This is a genomic window from Polyangiaceae bacterium (genome assembly GCA_020633205.1).
Classification (GTDB): domain Bacteria; phylum Myxococcota_A; class Polyangia; order Polyangiales; family Polyangiaceae; genus JAHBVY01.
This window is the reverse complement of sequence record JACKEB010000010.1, coordinates 440,382-455,642: the sequence shown is the minus strand read 5'-3', so window position 1 is coordinate 455,642 and position 15,261 is coordinate 440,382. Positions and strand designations below refer to the sequence as shown.

The window sequence follows — 15,261 nt, the reverse complement described above, 5'->3', positions numbered from 1 at the left end:
AGCTACAGGCTGCAGCCGATGCGCTCGCCGTCGATGGCCACTTCGTCGATCCACACGTCGAAGTGGTCGGGCGTCGAGCCGCCCTGATACATCCACCAGCCGACCCACACCTCGTTGAAGTCGGGCAACAGGTACTGCGCCCCAGAGTTTCCCCCGTGGGGCACAGCGGGGTAGGTGGCGAGGGACGGGTGCTCCACGCCGTCCCAGAAGAAGTGGGTTTCGTCCTTCGAGCCGTCGTACTGCCACTCGATGCAGACCCACTCCTTTTCGGGGACTTCTTTGGCGCTCTGCTGGGTCGGATCTTTGTCGATGTTGGTCCAGTCGCCCGTGGGGCCGCCGTCGCTCCCAACGCCGAACTTGCGATACTGGCCGCCGACACGAACCCGGGACGTGTCGCCTGTCCCGGTGCCTTCGATCAGCGTGAAGTGGGCGTAGTCGGGAGTCACCGGGAGTGCATCGATGTAGAAGAACATGCGCCCCCAGAAGCTATTGTTCGTTGCAGGAAACGTCTTGGTTTCACTGATGTACGCGAAGCCGTTGCCTTCCGCGTGGAAGTGCGCCGACTGACTACCTCGGGCGGCCAAGGTGTTGTCCAAGGTCACGGTGCCCCGGGCAGTCCAGGTGTTGGTGTCGAGGGAGGCTGCCTCGAAGTCGTCGCAGAGATCGACCTCCAGGTCGGCGCACCGAGGCGCCCCGAAGAACTCGCTGCGATCCGTCGAGTAGTAGCCGCGACCTGCGCCGCTGCCGCCGGTTCCACCGCTGCCGGACTGCCCTGCGGAACCACCGCTCCCTGCGGTCGAGCCGCCGCTGCCGCCGCTCTGCGAGCCTCCACTGGTGTTGGTTCCGCCCGTTGCTGCGGCTCCGCTGCTGCCGCCGGACTGTTGTCCCCCGCTGCCGCCGGTTCCACCGCTGCCACCGCTGCCGCCGGAGTCGTCATCTCCACAGGCGGTGACCCCCGACAAGGCAACGAGGGAGGTGACGCACAACAGGACCAGTGGATGCGAGAGCATTCGGGAGCGCATGGGGGGAGTCTACACGATCTCCCATGGAAACACGTTGGCTCCGCTGGATGCTCCCTGCGGTTCACGCGCTGACTTGTAGCGCCGTGTCGTCTCTCACCGTTGTGTCCCTCACCCCCAAACCTGCCGCAATGATCTGCATGTCCGAGTGACTAATTTCGAACAAGCCCCTCCGAGCCAGCAGCCCCCAATTCCCTTGAGTGAATGCCAGCTGCTTGTTCACGTGCGCGACGGGGAGTTCGTGAGCAATCGTCAGAAAGTTCAGGCGCCGACGAAACGGGACGCGACCATCGGGCATCTGAAAAGGGAAGATGTGATCATCGACGACGCGACCGATGGCCGTGAACGACTGCACCGCCTCACCCCCGCCAAACATCTCGGTGCGGGGAGAGTAGTAGGTGATGAGATCGCCTGGCTTGAGCCGCGCGAGGGGAGCCCGCTTGCCACGACACACCTGGGCGAAGCCACCTTGCAGAGCAAGCATCACATGGTCCTTCGAGACCACGCCGACCCATGCCTTGGCGGATGGAGCCAGAGAGAGCGGGGGTGCGGTGATGTGTGTGTCGATTGATGGGAAGAGCTGAGCTTGGGTCGAAGTGACGGTTTTCATGCTGCTATTCTACGGACCCCCTGCTGACAGCCTCCTGTCAGCAGAGTTACTCGAAGGTCCGTTTCTACGCCTGGTAGTCTGTACGCATGCTCCGTGGAGCCTGCCCTTCCACCAGCTGGACGTTGCTCGTCATCGCGCTGCTCTTGCTTGCTTGTTCCCGCGAGGAAAAGCACGTGGATCCTGGACCTCCGCCTCCCGTGAAGCCGGAGATCGAGGAGAACGCGGAGCCCAAGCTATTGCAGCTGGTCGCGGGGGACCACTGGCTCGCGTTGCGGAACTCTTCCCATGAAGTTTTCCTTGCGGATAGTAAAAAGCCGGAAAAGCTGGTTCGGCTCGACTTCAGTAATCTGGGTCCGGAACAGCCCGCGCGCGTCGAGGACATGGCCGTTGGAGCAGATGACGGAGTGCTCGCCGTTGCTTACCGATCGGACCAGGGCAAAGGCTTTGTCGTGCTCTTGGACGTAGGCACTCACAGTATCATGCGACATTTCGCTGCCGACTACGTCGACGTCGCCCTGGGTGACTCGGGTCGCCTGCTGCTAGGGGTCGGCGAGGGCAGCGCCGAGGTCAGGCGTGTCAACGACGCGAGTCTGGTCAAGCGCCGCGACCAACCAGGACTCGACGGTGGTGCCATGGCCTGGGAAAGCACCGAGGCACTGCTGCATCACGCAATCGCCGGCGAGCAAGCGGGAGGCTTCGTGCGCTGGGAGCCGCTTCGCGATGGTCACTCGAGCTTTGGCGACAACAACTGCGGGGTCCAGCTTGGTCTCAGCCGCGATGGCAAGCGTTACCTCGCGGTATGCGGCGGGCAGGCGGTGCATATTGGTGGAGTCAAAGGCAAGGCGCAGGAGTTGAAGTTGCCGCTGTTCGCCTTCGCGAGGCTGTCGCCTGACGGCAAGCTACTGGCGGTTGCCCGGAGCAAGCATGTGGAGGTCGCCAAGGCAGACTCCCAGGAGCAGCTGACCGAGTTCTCCGTGTCTGCGCCCATCACCGGTATCGCGTTTACCGGTGATGCCGGGAGGATATGCGTGATCAGCGACCACCTAGAGTGCCGCTCGCTGATCTAGCGCCCCCTCGAGTTCTGTTCTAGGGGAGGGCGTTCTTCTTGGGGGAGAGGGCTGCTTTGTGGGAGACGGGCCCGCCAGCTCAAACGCGCTCGACGCCCACGACGCCCTTCACTCGCTGCAGCGCCTTCATCACCCGCTTCAGCTGTTCCAGATCGCCCACCATGAAGGTGAACACGTTCTGAGCGCGACCGTCATCTGTCGCGCGGCAGTTGGCTTCGCTGATGTTGATCTTCTGTGCGCTGAAGGTCTCGCTGACCGTCGCCAAGATCCCGGGTTCGTTCTGGGTGGTGACGCGCACCTGCACCGGGCGCTGCACTCCGGTGCGGGTGTCCCAGCTCACATCGATGCGGCGCTCCGGGTCTGTATCGAATGCCTTGATGCAGTCCCTACGGTGGATCGTCACTCCGCGGCCGCGGGTGATGAAGCCGATGATCGGATCGCCGGCGACGGGGTTACAGCACTTCGCGTAGCGGATCAGGATGTCGTCGATGCCGCTGACACGAATGCCGGTTGCGTCGCGCCGGGTGACCTTGCGCACCAGGTTCTCGACCATGCTGGTCTTGAGTTCCCGAGGGGCCTCCACCACGCCTGGTTGGCGCGCCTTGATGTTTTGGACGACGTCGTAGGCCTGGATCTTCCCGTAGCCGATTGCCAGCAGCAGCTCGTCTCGGTTGCCCATCTTGTAGTGGTCGACCAGGCGTCGCACTTCGGTCTCGTTCTTGAGGAGCTTGGTCAAGCTCATGCCGCCGGAGTGGAGCTCGGTCTCGAGTAGCTCGCGGCCGAGGGCGAGGCTACGCGTGCGCTGCTCTGAGCGAAGGTAGCTGCGGATGCGGGTGCGGGCGCGGGTGGTGACGCAGGCGTCGAGCCAGTCCTTGCTGGGCTGTTGAGACGGTGACGTCATGATCTCCATGACGTCGCCGGATCGCAGCTTGTACCGGATGGGGACGATCTGCCCGTTGGCACGGGCCCCGGAGATGTGGTGCCCCACCTCGGTGTGGATCGAGTAGGCGAAGTCGATGGGAGTGGCTCCGCGTGGAAACACCTCGACGTCGCCCTTTGGCGTGAAGACATAGACCTCATCGGGGAAGAGATCGATCTTCACGCTCTCCAGGAACTCGGCGGGATCCTTTAGGTTCCGCTGGTAGTCGGCGAGCTCGCGCAGCCAGCCAAATTTGGCTGCATCCTTGGGGTCGATGCCGCCGGAGAGGCGTTCCTTGTACTGCCAGTGCGCGGCGACGCCCAGCTCAGCGACCCGGTTCATCTCGTGGGTGCGGATCTGCACCTCGATGCGCTGCCGACCCGGGCCGATCACCGTGGTGTGCAGCGACTGGTACATATTGGGCTTCGGCAGCGCGATGTAGTCCTTGAAGCGACCCGGGATGGGCGTCCACTTCGAGTGAATCACGCCAAGGGTCGCGTAGCAGTCTGCGACGCTCTCGACGCAGATGCGGAAACCGATGAGGTCGTAGAGCTTGTCGAAGTCGCAGTTGTGCTGCTTGAGTTTGCGGTAGATGGAGTAGACGTGCTTCGCCCGGCCGCTGACGTCGGCGCCAAAGCCTTGCTCGGCCAAACGCGACTGGATGGTGCGACAGACGCCCTCGATGTAGCGCTCTCGCTCGCGACGGCTCTTGTAGAGCTTGCCCTTGATGTCGTCGAAGGCGACGGCTTCGGTGTAGCGGAACGAGAGGTCTTCTAGTTCGCTCTTGATCGCGTGCATGCCCAGGCGGTTCGCCAGGGGTGCGTAGATTTCCATCGTTTCCCTGGCGATACGCTCTTGGCTCTCGGGCTTCATGTGCTCGAGGGTGCGCATGTTGTCCAGACGGTCGCACAGCTTGACCAGCAACACGCGGATGTCTTTCGACATCGCGACCACCATCTTGCGGAAGTTCTCCGCTTGGCGATCCTCCTTCGAGGTGAAGTTGATCTTGCCAAGCTTCGTGACACCGTCGACCAGGTCTGCGACTTCGTCGCCGAAATCTCGCGCAATTTCCGCAGTGGAAGTCTCTGTGTCCTCGACGACGTCATGCAACAACCCGGCGATCACGCTCGCGGTGTCCAGGCGAAGTTCCGCGATGATGCCCGCCACCGACGCCGGGTGGATGAAGTAGGGGTCCCCGCTCTTCCGGGTTTGGTCCCGGTGGGCCCACTGCGCGAAGTCGTACGCGCGCCGAATCAGGTCGCTGTCGGCGTTGGGGTGGTAGTGGGTGACGCGTTCGACGAGGTCTTGTGCGGCTAGCACTGGGTTTTTGCCGGGGTGCCCCAGGCGGTCCGCCGGGGTCGTTGGATGCGCCAGGGGCGCGGTTTCATCGCAAGGATTGCGCGAAGTCACAATCTAACACCGCCCCACGGGCTGGCCAACTGGCCCGCCCGCTGAACCGAGTGCTACATCCCGCGGCGTGGCTTCAGCGCTCGGCATCTACGTGCACTTTCCGTGGTGCTTGAAGAAGTGTCCGTACTGTGACTTTCTCAGCCTGGCCCAGCCGGACCGGAGCGTACTGCCCCACGAGAGCTACGCGGACCAGGTGCTGCGAGAGCTGGATGCGCGCTTGGACCAGGGTTTCGGGGAACTCCGAGGCTGCAACGTAGGTTCGGTGTTCTTCGGCGGGGGGACCCCGTCCTTGTGGGACCCGAGCGCCCTCGGGCGCGTCCTGGTGGGGATCCTGGAGCGCTTTCCTCACCACGAGCGCTGCGAAATCACCGTCGAGTGCAACCCGACGAGCCTCGACCTGGATCACGCCAATCGCCTCGCGGACGTGGGGGTGAATCGCTTGAGCCTCGGCATCCAAGGCACGGATGATCAGCGGTTGAAGTTCCTTGGCCGCCTGCATGACGCTGAGGCTGGGCTGTCTGCTCTCGCTCAGGCGGTCGCCTCCCGGGTGCCGCGCGTGAGTGGCGATCTGATTTTCGGGGTGGCTGGGCAGACGCCGGCGGAGGCGCGCCAAGAAGTTGCGCAGGTTGCGGACTTAGGTGTGGAGCACCTAAGCGCCTATTCACTGACCATCGAGCCCGGGACCCAGTTCGGCGCCCTGGCGCGCAAGGGCCGCCTGCCGCAGTTGCCCGATGACTTGGTGGCGGAGGCGTATCTGGAGGTGGAGGCCGAGCTCGCGCGGCGCGGCTTCGTTCACTACGAGATCAGCAACTACGCGCAGCCCGGCTGTGAGTCGCGACACAACCTGGGGTACTGGCGTGGGAGCGCGTACCTGGGGCTTGGTTGCGGAGCATGGGGAACGTTGGCCCTGGGGCGGAGCCAGCTACCGTGGGGAAGCGAACTCGAGGAGGGGGCACTCGCCGTACGGTATCGCAATCAACCGTCAGCAGAGCGCTACCTCGCGGCCGGCTTCGGCCGCGCGTTCTCGGTTGGAGAAGGCGTGCGTGAGCTTGAGCCGCTGCATGCGGAGACGCTGCTCTCCGAGCGCCTGATGCTCGGCTTGCGCTTGCGCGAAGGGCTGGATCTCGGTGCGACGCTGCGTGAGCTTCAGCTCACGCTTGGCGAGGATCGCGAGCGCGCGGTCAGGCGAGCGCTGCAAGCAGGGATGCTCGAGGGGGTTCCAGAGCAGGGGAGCCTCACTGGGGTTGAGAAGGAAACGGCGAATAGCTCCATTCCCGCGCTTCCGCTGGACCTCGGGCGGGTGCGCATTCCGCCCGCCGAATGGCTGCGGGCCGACGCAGTCATCACACGTCTGATGTGAGGCGACGCCCGCCCGGCTCTCACAGTCGTGGCGCCAGATAGCGGCGCCAGGGCGATTGTGCGGGGGGCCCTGCGGTCCTACTCTCAATCTCGATGGTGGAGACGCTCTCCCAGCCACCGCGTTCGACGCTCCCCCCGCTGCCGCGGATTCCGCTGCGGTATCGCGTGCCGAATCCCCCTCCGGTGTTCGCGGGGCGTGATGTCGAACTCAGGCGCCTCGCTCTCCGCTTGGGCACGTACCCTCTCACACTCCTGCTCGGCGCTCCGGGAATGGGCAAGACCGCGCTGGTCTCGCGCGCGCTGCATGAGGCAATTCCCACTCGCGGACCCGCTATCTACGTTCCGGTTCCCGCGACGCGGCCTGCGGAGGACCTGAGGCTGGTGCTCGGGAGTGCGTTTTTCCGCATGGGAATTCTCGACGAGCAGACTTGGCGCAGCGCGCTCAATGATCTGGACGCCGTGAGCGCCGTGCTGCTCGACCTCACGGAGGCCCATGAGCTGTGCATCGTGGTTGATGACGCGCAGCGCGCGGAGCCGACGTCCCTGCGGGAGTTCGCACACCTGTTGCTGCGCTACGCGAGTCGCAGTCGTTGGCTGATCCTTCACGACGACGCTGGCTTCGACGCACGGCTCGGCGCCGAAGCCGTCCGACTCCTCGAGTTGACCCGCCCGGAGCTCGAACAAATCCTGGAGCTTCGCGCGCCAGCCCTCGACGCGGGCGCACGGGAACGCCTTGTGTCTGCCGCGCAGGGATCGCCGTGGCGTTTGCAGCAGGAGCTGGTGGCTGCGGAAGAGGGTGTGGCGCTCGAGTCCGGGAGTAACTTGTTGCAGCTGGCGGGGGCGGATCGCGCTCTGCTTCTCGCGCTGTGCCGTGCGGCAGTGCCTCTAACGGACGCTCAGCTCGAGAGCATGGGTATTGATTGCGGGGAGGAAAGCCTTTCGCGCCTCCAGGATCGGGGCATGCTCGAGCGCCAGGGGGATGGCTTCCGAGTGCATGAGTTGGTGCGCGAGGAGCTTCAGCGCTCCAAGGTCTGCGCGCCGGACTCCGCGTTCGATTGGCAAGTCGCCGCGGCGCTGATCGATGCGGAGGATCCCGAGGCGGCGCTAGCAGCGCTTCGCTTGATGAATGAACTCGGTCTCGACGCCCGGATTGCAGGCGTTTTGGAGCGCCGTGGGCAAACCTGGATCCAACAGGGCTACGGCCGCAGCCTGTGGCAGCTCCTCGAAGGAGCCAGCGGCCCGCATCTGGAGCGCTGGCGCTTGCGGGTGGCTGTCGAAGCGGCCTCCGCGAAGGAACTGGTGGTGCTTTCCCCGCCTGGCAGTCACGACCTCCAAGATCGGCTGCTCTGGGGGCGCGTCTTGTTTAGGCGCGGCCAGTTCGAGGACGCGTTGGAGATCGCCGCTGCGGTCATGCAGGAACTCACCAGTTCCGAAGCAAGCTCCCAGCAGCGTGCCGAACTGGGCTTCGAGGCCGCGCTACTCTTGGCAGGGTGCTACGCGAACACCGCTCAGTGGGGGAAGGCCGCTGAAGCGTTCAAAGCCTTCCCTGGGCACGATCCTGCGAGCCGCGCAAGGCGGTCACTGCTACTCGCTCGGAGTTGGACACTCGCAGGCGAGCGCGCGGCAGCCGAAGGGGAACTCGAGGCGCTGACCACCCTGCTGCCGAAGTTGCCAGCCGAGTTGCAGGCAGAGACGAAGTGCGGATTGGCGTCGGCGCTCTACGAAGTGGGTCGGGTGAGCGAGGCGTCCAAGCTCATGGACGAAGTCGACGCTGGTCCTGCCCCAGCGCTCTACAGCGAGCAAGGTCGACAAGCCCTGTTCGCGCGGGCGAGCATCGAGCACGCGCGAGGGGACCTGGACGACTGCCGGGATATCCTCGCGATGCTCTGGCCCTTCGTCGGAAGCGTGAGCATGCTGCGCCCGCATATGTCGTTGCTGGATGCGCGTTGCAGGTATTTCCTTGGGGAACTAGATGGTCTCGACGACGCGCTGAGTGAGGTGAGTGCCTACGGAAAGCGTGTCGGTGCGAGTAATTTGAGCTGCGTCGCAGAGAACTATCGACTGCTGTTGGCCGTCGACCTCGGTCGCGCCGGGCAGGTCGTCACGCGAGAGTGTCCTGTCGCGGACCCTCAGAGCTTGAACGCGCGCATGTTCCATCTCTACAGGCTGCGGGCTCAGCTGCACATTGCGGTTGCTGTTGGGGATCCGGAGGTTGCCGCGCTGCGGCTGGTGCCGGATGACGCAACTGTCGCGGACATTCTGCAGCGGGTGCAGCGCGCGGAGTTTCCCAAAGTCGGTGTCGTCAATCTGGGGGTTGCGGCGGAGGCCGCGCTGCTCGCAGGGCGAGGGGAGCGCGCGCTCGAGTTGGTGGACGAAGCCATCGAGCTGGCGCTGGAGCTCGATCTCGGGGTGGCGCTCGGGTCGACGCGCGCTGGGCGCTGTGAAGTGCTCTGCGTGTTGGGGAGGGTGGGCGAGCTCGCGGCAGAAGCCCGCCGTCTGTCGGTGGTCGCCGACCGCCTCGGCTCTCAACGCTGCCAGTCCGACGCGGAGTTCTTCGCAGCAGTCGCTCGTAGCGATCAGCCGGACATCGCGCTCTGGCGGCGCTTGGCGAGCGAATCGCTGGTCTCGCCCGCGACGAGTCGCCGGGTGCGCGCCTTGCTGGGTGCGAGCGTGGAGCTAGACGCGTACGACCAGCTGATCGTGGAGGCCATCCGCGCGCTTCAGCACGCGGAGCGTATCCGCGTGGTTTGTGACCAGCAGGATATTCGCTGGGAGCAGGCGTGGGGGATGTGGGCCCAGTCCTTGATGGTCACTCTGCCAGATGGCCGCGTCGTCGACCTGAGCAAGAGGGAGCTGCTTGGCAGACTGCTGCAGGTGCTCGTTAGCCATGGCGGTCGGGCTAGCAAGGAACAGCTCGTGCTCGAGGCGTGGGGTGAGCGGGAGTATCACCCGCTGCGTCATGACAATCGCCTGCAGGCCGCGGTGCGCAAGCTACGCCGTGCCATCGAGGATAACCCCAGCAAGCCGACGCGCTTCATCACGACAGACGATGGCTACTCCGTTGGCGAGCCGTTGATTTGGCTGAGCTGAACCGTGCAACGCTAAGCCGCGCGGAAACAAAGGGTCACCCCGACGTGGATCAGCATCGCGAACAAGCACAAGATGCCGCAGCCAAACGCGAAGTTTCTGAGCGGCTGCGTTGGGCGCAGCAGGCACAAAGTATGTACCCAACGGCTTAGCGCATAGGTGCCGAAGTAGAACCAAGCTCCGCTGGGCCAGGCGCCGCACACCACGTACAGACCAGCCACCGCCAGAAAGAATGGCTGACTCTCTCCGTCATTGCGTAGCACGCGCTGGGCGCGCACCACGCTGTCGGCCTCTTCGGGCGCCAGCTCGCCTCTGAACGCGCGGGCATCCTCTGGATACTGGAAGCGCTTTGTCCGCATGCGCACCCAGGCTTGAACCGAGATGGTCATGAAGAACTTCAACACCAGGAGGCCCACACAAAGCGTGTAGGCAGCGAGAGCATCGCGAGCCATAGTGGAGGCATGGCAAATCCGCTCCCCGCCGGCTTGAACGTTTCCGGGGAAGCGGGCGTGGCGCGCGTCTTTTCTCAAGCGGCTCTTCACTTGAGTCGCGGAGAGCGCACAACGACCCACGCCCACTACGCGTGGAAGCTGCATCTCGGTCTCGACGCGCCGGTTTGGTTGAATTGCCCCGAGCTGAAGCTTCCACCGGCTGCAGGCGTGCGCGGAATCCTGATCCCACCCAATCTCAGCCACTCGACTGGCGCTGTGGGCGGGTCGATCGCCGTGTTCTTCGCGCCGGGCAGTCGTCACGCGCCTTGGCGCGACGACGCGCGTCCACGGTTGCTTGATGGCCGGATGGTGGATCGCCTCCTCAGTCTACCCCTCGACACGGCGGACGGCAGACAAGGCTCGGAAGTGGTCGAGCTGTGTGCCGAAGAGTTGTTTCCGCGAGGAGTAGAAAATGTCGACTCGCGGGTGGCGCACTGCTTGCGTGCACTGCAGGCTGACCCAGGCAAAGGGCTTGGCGCGCTGGCTCGTGACTGCGGCGTGAGCCTGGATCATCTTTCGCGTTTGGTGAGGCGCGAGACGGGGTTGGTGCTCCGGCGACACGTGCTCTGGGGCCGTCTCTTACGCGCGCTCACCCTGCCTGGTGGGAATCTAGCGAGTGTGGCCCAAGCAGCGGGCTTCGCGGATCACGCGCACATGACGCGTACGTTCCGCGCCTGTTTGGGTCGCGCGCCGTCGGAGTTTGTCACGCCCCCCGAGGTCGTGGCCCCGTGGTCGAGCTAGCCGACGCAAGCCTTGGGGCGTGCTACGGAGCGCCATGGACTGGAAGCTCCTTGGTTCGACCTTCGCCGCCGTCTTTCTCGCAGAGCTTGGGGACAAGACGCAGCTCGCCACGATGGCCCTTGCGGGTGGAGGACGTTCTCGCTGGGCGGTGTTCTTTGGAGCAGCCCTCGCGCTGATCGCAACCAGCGCCCTCGCGGTGCTCGCGGGCGACGTCGTCGCTCGCTACGTGTCGCCCGTGTGGTTGCGACGCGGCGCCGGAGTGTTGTTCGTTGTCCTGGGCGCGTTGTTCTTGCTGCGCCCCGAGGGTTAGGCGCTATTCCCTTGAGGAAATTGTGAGGCGTCAGCGGGCTCAGTGGTGCGACAGCATGCTGAAGAGCCACACGATCTGAATGACGCATACCGAGGCGACCACGGCGAACTCGATCAGTCTGCCCGCTCTGCCAAGGCGCTCGCGCCGCGTGGCTTGCTCTGCGCCCGCATGGCTCAGCTCGAACTCGGCGTGCAGGCGAGCCCGCATCTTTGCGACGTTGGCCTGGGGTAAGTCGTAGGCGGGCAGCGCCGCGCACAGTGCGACCAGCGGATCTCCCGATTCGTCCACCTCGTGCTCGAGCGCCGCGAGGAAACGCTCGTCAGCGAGCTCTGAAAGGGTTTCAAAATCGCGGTCGCCAGTCATGCCGTTTGCTCCAGCAGCGCCAGGAGCCTCGCTCGGGCGCGGCTCAGTCGCTTACGCACGACCCCCGCGCTCAAGCCTAGTGTGCGCGCCAATTCGCTTGGAGTCGACCCCGATACGCCGACGCTCAGCAAGAGTTCTCGTTCCTCATCGTTCAAGAGCCCGAGTGCCTGCTCCACGCGGCGCTGAGTCTGCGACAGCGCAACCCTGGCGAACGGTGTTTCCGGTTTTGCGAAACTCTCACCTACGCTCGTGTCACTGGTCAGGGCGCGGTGCATGCGGCGCCAGCGGAAGTGGTCCAGTGCGAGGTTGCGAGCGACCGTCATCAACCAAGCATCGAGGCGCGTGTCTGGCAGCAACTTGGGTGCAGAGCGAGCCAGGCGAATGAACGCCTCCTGGGTGAGGTCCTCCGCAAGCGCGCTATCTTTGGTCATGCGCACCAGTAACGAAAACACCCGCGGTCGGTAGCTGTCGAACGCCTGGTCGAGGGCTTCACGCCGACCGCTTTGCAAGCCGGCCACGAGGCGACGCATCTCGTCGCTGGTCAGTTCGGTGGGCATGGGGTCAGAGCTCAGTCAGGCCGTGGTTCGGAGCCAGCAGACACCAGAACCCCCGAAAAAGGTCCCGAAATATTCGTTTCGCGAGCGACACCTGAAAAAAAGGCAGCAGGGCGGTCACGTTCACGCCGCCAGTTCGTTTGGGGTGAGGAAGCGCGGTCAGCAGGCGTCGCCAAGCGTCTGCGCAGTGCTTCTGGGTCGCTCGTGCGACTCCGACAACCGTCGCGTTGCTTGGCGCGACTTAGCGAACTTGGAGGCAGACATGGTGGACTTTTTCCGTGCGGGTGGCTGGGGCATGTGGGTGGTACTGGCGCTTAGCATGGCGGCCTTGATCAACGCGGTGCTCTTCAGCGTGAATCCTTCGGAGCGGCGCCTGGTCTTGATTCGCGCTTTGAGCACCGCGACCTGCTTCGCGAGCCTCACCGCCATGGCCATGGACCTCTCCACGGTGTTCTATTACGTCTCCGGCCTCAAGGACTGGGACGGTTCCGCGAGGATTCCAATGGAGGGCTACGGGGAGAGCCTTTCTCCGATCACGTTCGGGGCTGGCATGCTCACGCTGGTATGGCTGGTGGTTGCCGTGGGCGTGCGACGCACCCAGCGTGAGGTGACACCCGTGCCGGCCGAGTAACGCACCGTCGCTACTCTCCCCCCAAAAAGAAATCGAGCGAGGCACTGAAATGGTGCCTCGCTCGGTTGCTCGTTACTCAGGACTCACGTCGCGCTGACTCAGACATGAGCGCGGCGCAGCCGAAGCGCGTTCGTGATGACGCTGACGGAGCTGAGGCTCATGGCGGCGCCTGCCAGCATGGGAGACAGCAGGAGCCCGAAGAACGGAAACAGGATCCCGGCGGCCAGCGGCACGCCGATGCTGTTGTATCCGAACGCGAACCACAGGTTCTGGCGGATGTTGCGCCGGGTCGCCTTGGACAGGGCGATCGCGCGCTGAATCGCTGAGAGGTCGCTCTTCACCAGAGTGACTCCGGCGCTCTCGATTGCCACGCCGGTTCCGGTGCCCATGGCGATGCCGACGTTCGCGCGAGCCAAAGCCGGGGCGTCGTTGACTCCGTCGCCGGCCATCGCGACGACGCGGCCGCTCTGCTGCAGCTCCGACACCACGCGCTGCTTGTCTTCTGGGCGGGCGTCCGCGTGAACCTCTTCGATGCCTAGCCGTGCGGCAACGGCTTTCGCGGTGCGCTCGTTGTCCCCGGTGAGCATCACGACCCGCACGCCGCGTTCCTGGAGCACCCGCACCGCCTCAGCCGAGCTCTGCTTGATGGGATCCTCGACCAGGAGCACACCTGCAGCGCGCCCGTCCACGGCAACGAACAGCGCGCCCCGCCCATCGGTTTGCTTGCGCTCGGCGGCCTCGATCAGCGCGCCGGGATCGATGTCGCGCTCCCGCAGAAACTCCACGTTTCCGACGAGTACCGCACGCCCATCGACTCGACCGGACACGCCGCGCCCGAGGACCGCCTCGAAGTCTTGCGCGTTGAAGAGCTCGAGGTTTCGCTCCTCGGCTTCAGCAAGTACCGCCCGAGACAGGGGATGCTCGCTCTCGCGTTCGAGGCTAGCGGCCCAGCGTAGGACATCCGCTTCTGCGAAGCTATCTGCGAGCTGCAGATCGTGCAGGCGAGGCTTGCCTTCGGTGAGCGTGCCTGTCTTGTCGACCACCAACGTATCGATCTGAGCGAGCGCCTCCAGCGACTCGGCGTTCTTGAACAACACACCCAGGTGCGCGCCGCGCCCCATCGCCACGGTGATCGACGTGGGAGTTGCCAGGCCCAGGGCACACGGGCAGGCGATGATCAGCACCGCCACCGCGTTCACGATGGCGTGGGTGAAATGCGGATCCGGCCCGAAGAAGAACCAGAGCACGAACGTGGCTACGCTGACCGCGACGACGCCCGGGACAAACCACGCGGCAACGGAGTCTGCGAGCTTTTGACTGGGAGCGCGACTGCGCTGCGCATCACCCACTAGCTGGACGATGCGGCTCAAGAGCGTCTCAGAACCCACCGCGGTGGCCTCGATGACGAGCGCGCCCTGCCCGTTGAGAGTGCCGGCGACCACGCTGTCGCCTGCCGACTTCAGCACGGGGATTGGCTCGCCAGTGAGCATCGACTCGTCGATTTGGCTCTTGCCGCTCTCGACGACGCCGTCGACCGGCAGCTTCTCGCCGGGGCGCACTCGCAGGCGATCGCCGTGAGTGATTTCGCTGATCTCGACTTCTTCGTCCACGCCCTGCTTGCTGATGCGGACGGCGGTGCTGGGGGCGAGCTCGAGCAACTCACGAATCGCGGCGCCTGTGCGCTGACGCGCCCGGAGCTCGAGCACCTGCCCCAACAACACAAGGCTGATGATCACCGCCGCGGACTCGAAGTAGACCGGCAACATACCGTGCTCGTCACGGATGGAATCCGGGAAGAGCCCAGGGACGAGCGTCGTCAGCGCGCTGAACACGAATGCGGACCCGGTACCCAGGGCAATCAGCGTGAACATATTCAGATGGCGCGAACGCACGCTTTGCCAGCCGCGCTGGAAGAACGGCGCACCGGCCCAGAGCACGACGGGGGTAGCCAACGCTAGCTGAATCCATGGGGAAAATAATGTGGGCGCGCTGTGGCTGAGACTCGGAATCAACATCGGCCCCATGGCGAGCACGAGCAGCGGCACGGAGAACACCAAGCTCAGCCAGAAGCGCCGCCGCATGTCCACGAGCTCCGGGTCCTCTTCGTCGCTCAGGCTGAACGCGACGGGCTCAAGTGCCATGCCGCATTTGGGACAGGTGCCGGGCCCCATTTGGCGCACCTCGGGGTGCATGGGACAGATGTGCTCGACGTCAGCTAGGCGAGCGGCCTCGGCCGCCGACTTCGGCTTTTGCGGGGTGTGCGTGTGACAACAGTGCCCCGCGGAAGCATCTGGAGCTGGCTCGGGAGCTGACACCAGGGCTCGGTCCGCGTGGCAGGCCGGCCCGTGGTGCTGATGCGCTTCCGCCTTCTTGGCGTGGTGCTCGCAAGCTGGGGTGTGCTCGCTCTGGTGCGGCGCTTCGGCCTCGACCAACGGCTCCGCGGAGCGTGTGTTGTGCTTACTCTTGCAGCACGGCTTCGGGGGCGCCTCGGGCTCGAGGGCAGGGGGTGAGTGACAACACGAGTGCTTGGCGTTCATTTCCACGGATCCACCTGCGAAATTCGCGCCGGATTGCCGGCGGGATTTCTCTGTTGGTCCTGTGCGGGTTCGCGCACGACCTGCGGGACGCCGCTCAGCATGCATCAGCAATGCGGCCTGACAATGCCTGGAGGAGCCCGTATGAAACAACAGGGTTGGCAGA

The 15,261-nt window shown here is 64.8% G+C and carries 13 protein-coding genes; 6 read left to right on the top strand and 7 right to left on the bottom strand.

Going from position 1 to position 15,261, the window contains the following annotated elements; translation table 11 throughout:
• Positions 1-2: 2 nt before the first annotated feature.
• Together H6718_01910 and H6718_01905 are read right to left on the bottom strand one after the other, a co-directional pair.
• Positions 3-1,022, bottom strand: coding sequence for a hypothetical protein (locus H6718_01910; GenBank protein MCB9584119.1), 1,020 nt, complete (start codon positions 1,020-1,022; stop codon positions 3-5).
• Between the two features lie 61 nt (positions 1,023-1,083).
• The gene (locus H6718_01905; protein MCB9584118.1) at positions 1,084-1,629 is read right to left on the bottom strand and encodes an EVE domain-containing protein; all 546 of its coding nucleotides are present in this window, start codon (positions 1,627-1,629) and stop codon (positions 1,084-1,086) included.
• Between the two features lie 86 nt (positions 1,630-1,715).
• Between H6718_01905 and H6718_01900 the strand changes: the two genes are divergently transcribed.
• Complete coding sequence (locus tag H6718_01900; GenBank protein MCB9584117.1) at positions 1,716-2,696, top strand: hypothetical protein; 981 nt, start codon at positions 1,716-1,718, stop codon at positions 2,694-2,696.
• Positions 2,697-2,775: 79 nt separating this feature from the next.
• Here H6718_01900 and H6718_01895 read toward each other — a convergent pair whose 3' ends face one another.
• Entirely contained in the window at positions 2,776-4,935 is a 2,160-nt protein-coding gene (locus H6718_01895) for a bifunctional (p)ppGpp synthetase/guanosine-3',5'-bis(diphosphate) 3'-pyrophosphohydrolase (protein MCB9584116.1), read from the bottom strand.
• Between the two features lie 157 nt (positions 4,936-5,092).
• On the opposite strand from H6718_01895, the gene hemW reads away from it, so the two are divergent.
• Together hemW and H6718_01885 are read left to right on the top strand one after the other, a co-directional pair.
• Positions 5,093-6,385 carry a radical SAM family heme chaperone HemW gene (gene hemW / locus H6718_01890; GenBank protein ID MCB9584115.1) on the top strand — a complete coding sequence of 431 codons (1,293 nt, stop codon included), beginning with the start codon at positions 5,093-5,095 and terminating at the stop codon, positions 6,383-6,385.
• Between the two features lie 92 nt (positions 6,386-6,477).
• The gene (locus H6718_01885; protein MCB9584114.1) at positions 6,478-9,474 is read left to right on the top strand and encodes an AAA family ATPase; all 2,997 of its coding nucleotides are present in this window, start codon (positions 6,478-6,480) and stop codon (positions 9,472-9,474) included.
• An 11-nt stretch (positions 9,475-9,485) separates the two neighbouring features.
• On the opposite strand, the gene H6718_01880 is transcribed toward H6718_01885, so the two are convergent.
• Positions 9,486-9,923: an MAPEG family protein gene (locus H6718_01880; protein MCB9584113.1), complete on the bottom strand. Its 438-nt coding sequence runs from the start codon at positions 9,921-9,923 to the stop codon at positions 9,486-9,488.
• A 9-nt stretch (positions 9,924-9,932) separates the two neighbouring features.
• Here H6718_01880 and H6718_01875 point away from each other — a divergent pair, with 9 nt between their 5' ends.
• Together H6718_01875 and H6718_01870 are read left to right on the top strand one after the other, a co-directional pair.
• The gene (locus tag H6718_01875) at positions 9,933-10,703 is read left to right on the top strand and encodes a helix-turn-helix transcriptional regulator (protein MCB9584112.1); all 771 of its coding nucleotides are present in this window, start codon (positions 9,933-9,935) and stop codon (positions 10,701-10,703) included.
• A gap of 34 nt (positions 10,704-10,737) precedes the next feature.
• Positions 10,738-11,013 (top strand): TMEM165/GDT1 family protein, encoded by a 276-nt coding sequence (locus tag H6718_01870; protein ID MCB9584111.1) that lies wholly within the window; start codon positions 10,738-10,740, stop codon positions 11,011-11,013.
• A gap of 39 nt (positions 11,014-11,052) precedes the next feature.
• Here H6718_01870 and H6718_01865 read toward each other — a convergent pair whose 3' ends face one another.
• Both H6718_01865 and H6718_01860 read right to left on the bottom strand, forming a co-directional pair.
• Positions 11,053-11,376, bottom strand: a complete 324-nt coding sequence (locus tag H6718_01865; protein MCB9584110.1) for a hypothetical protein — start codon at positions 11,374-11,376, stop codon at positions 11,053-11,055.
• Positions 11,373-11,933, bottom strand: coding sequence for an RNA polymerase sigma factor (locus tag H6718_01860; GenBank protein ID MCB9584109.1), 561 nt, complete (start codon positions 11,931-11,933; stop codon positions 11,373-11,375). Before H6718_01860 ends, H6718_01865 begins: the two co-directional genes overlap by 4 nt.
• 259 nt (positions 11,934-12,192) lie before the next feature.
• On the opposite strand from H6718_01860, the gene H6718_01855 reads away from it, so the two are divergent.
• Positions 12,193-12,561: a hypothetical protein gene (locus tag H6718_01855; GenBank protein ID MCB9584108.1), complete on the top strand. Its 369-nt coding sequence runs from the start codon at positions 12,193-12,195 to the stop codon at positions 12,559-12,561.
• Positions 12,562-12,659: 98 nt separating this feature from the next.
• On the opposite strand, the gene H6718_01850 is transcribed toward H6718_01855, so the two are convergent.
• Entirely contained in the window at positions 12,660-15,098 is a 2,439-nt protein-coding gene (locus H6718_01850) for a copper-translocating P-type ATPase (protein ID MCB9584107.1), read from the bottom strand.
• Positions 15,099-15,261 lie beyond the last annotated feature (163 nt).

Bases quoted from the DNA above. Each gene is read 5' to 3' on its own strand.
- H6718_01910 (MCB9584119.1), bottom strand. From the start codon at position 1,022: ATGCGCTCCCGAATGCTCTCGCATCCACTGGTCCTGTTGTGCGTCACC.
- H6718_01900 (MCB9584117.1), top strand. From the start codon at position 1,716: ATGCTCCGTGGAGCCTGCCCTTCCACCAGCTGGACGTTGCTCGTCATC.
- H6718_01875 (MCB9584112.1), top strand. From the start codon at position 9,933: ATGGCAAATCCGCTCCCCGCCGGCTTGAACGTTTCCGGGGAAGCGGGC.
- H6718_01850 (MCB9584107.1), bottom strand. From the start codon at position 15,098: ATGAACGCCAAGCACTCGTGTTGTCACTCACCCCCTGCCCTCGAGCCC.
- H6718_01885 (MCB9584114.1), top strand. From the start codon at position 6,478: ATGGTGGAGACGCTCTCCCAGCCACCGCGTTCGACGCTCCCCCCGCTG.
- H6718_01865 (MCB9584110.1), bottom strand. From the start codon at position 11,376: ATGACTGGCGACCGCGATTTTGAAACCCTTTCAGAGCTCGCTGACGAG.
- H6718_01905 (MCB9584118.1), bottom strand. From the start codon at position 1,629: ATGAAAACCGTCACTTCGACCCAAGCTCAGCTCTTCCCATCAATCGAC.
- H6718_01855 (MCB9584108.1), top strand. From the start codon at position 12,193: ATGGTGGACTTTTTCCGTGCGGGTGGCTGGGGCATGTGGGTGGTACTG.
- H6718_01880 (MCB9584113.1), bottom strand. From the start codon at position 9,923: ATGGCTCGCGATGCTCTCGCTGCCTACACGCTTTGTGTGGGCCTCCTG.
- H6718_01860 (MCB9584109.1), bottom strand. From the start codon at position 11,933: ATGCCCACCGAACTGACCAGCGACGAGATGCGTCGCCTCGTGGCCGGC.
- H6718_01870 (MCB9584111.1), top strand. From the start codon at position 10,738: ATGGACTGGAAGCTCCTTGGTTCGACCTTCGCCGCCGTCTTTCTCGCA.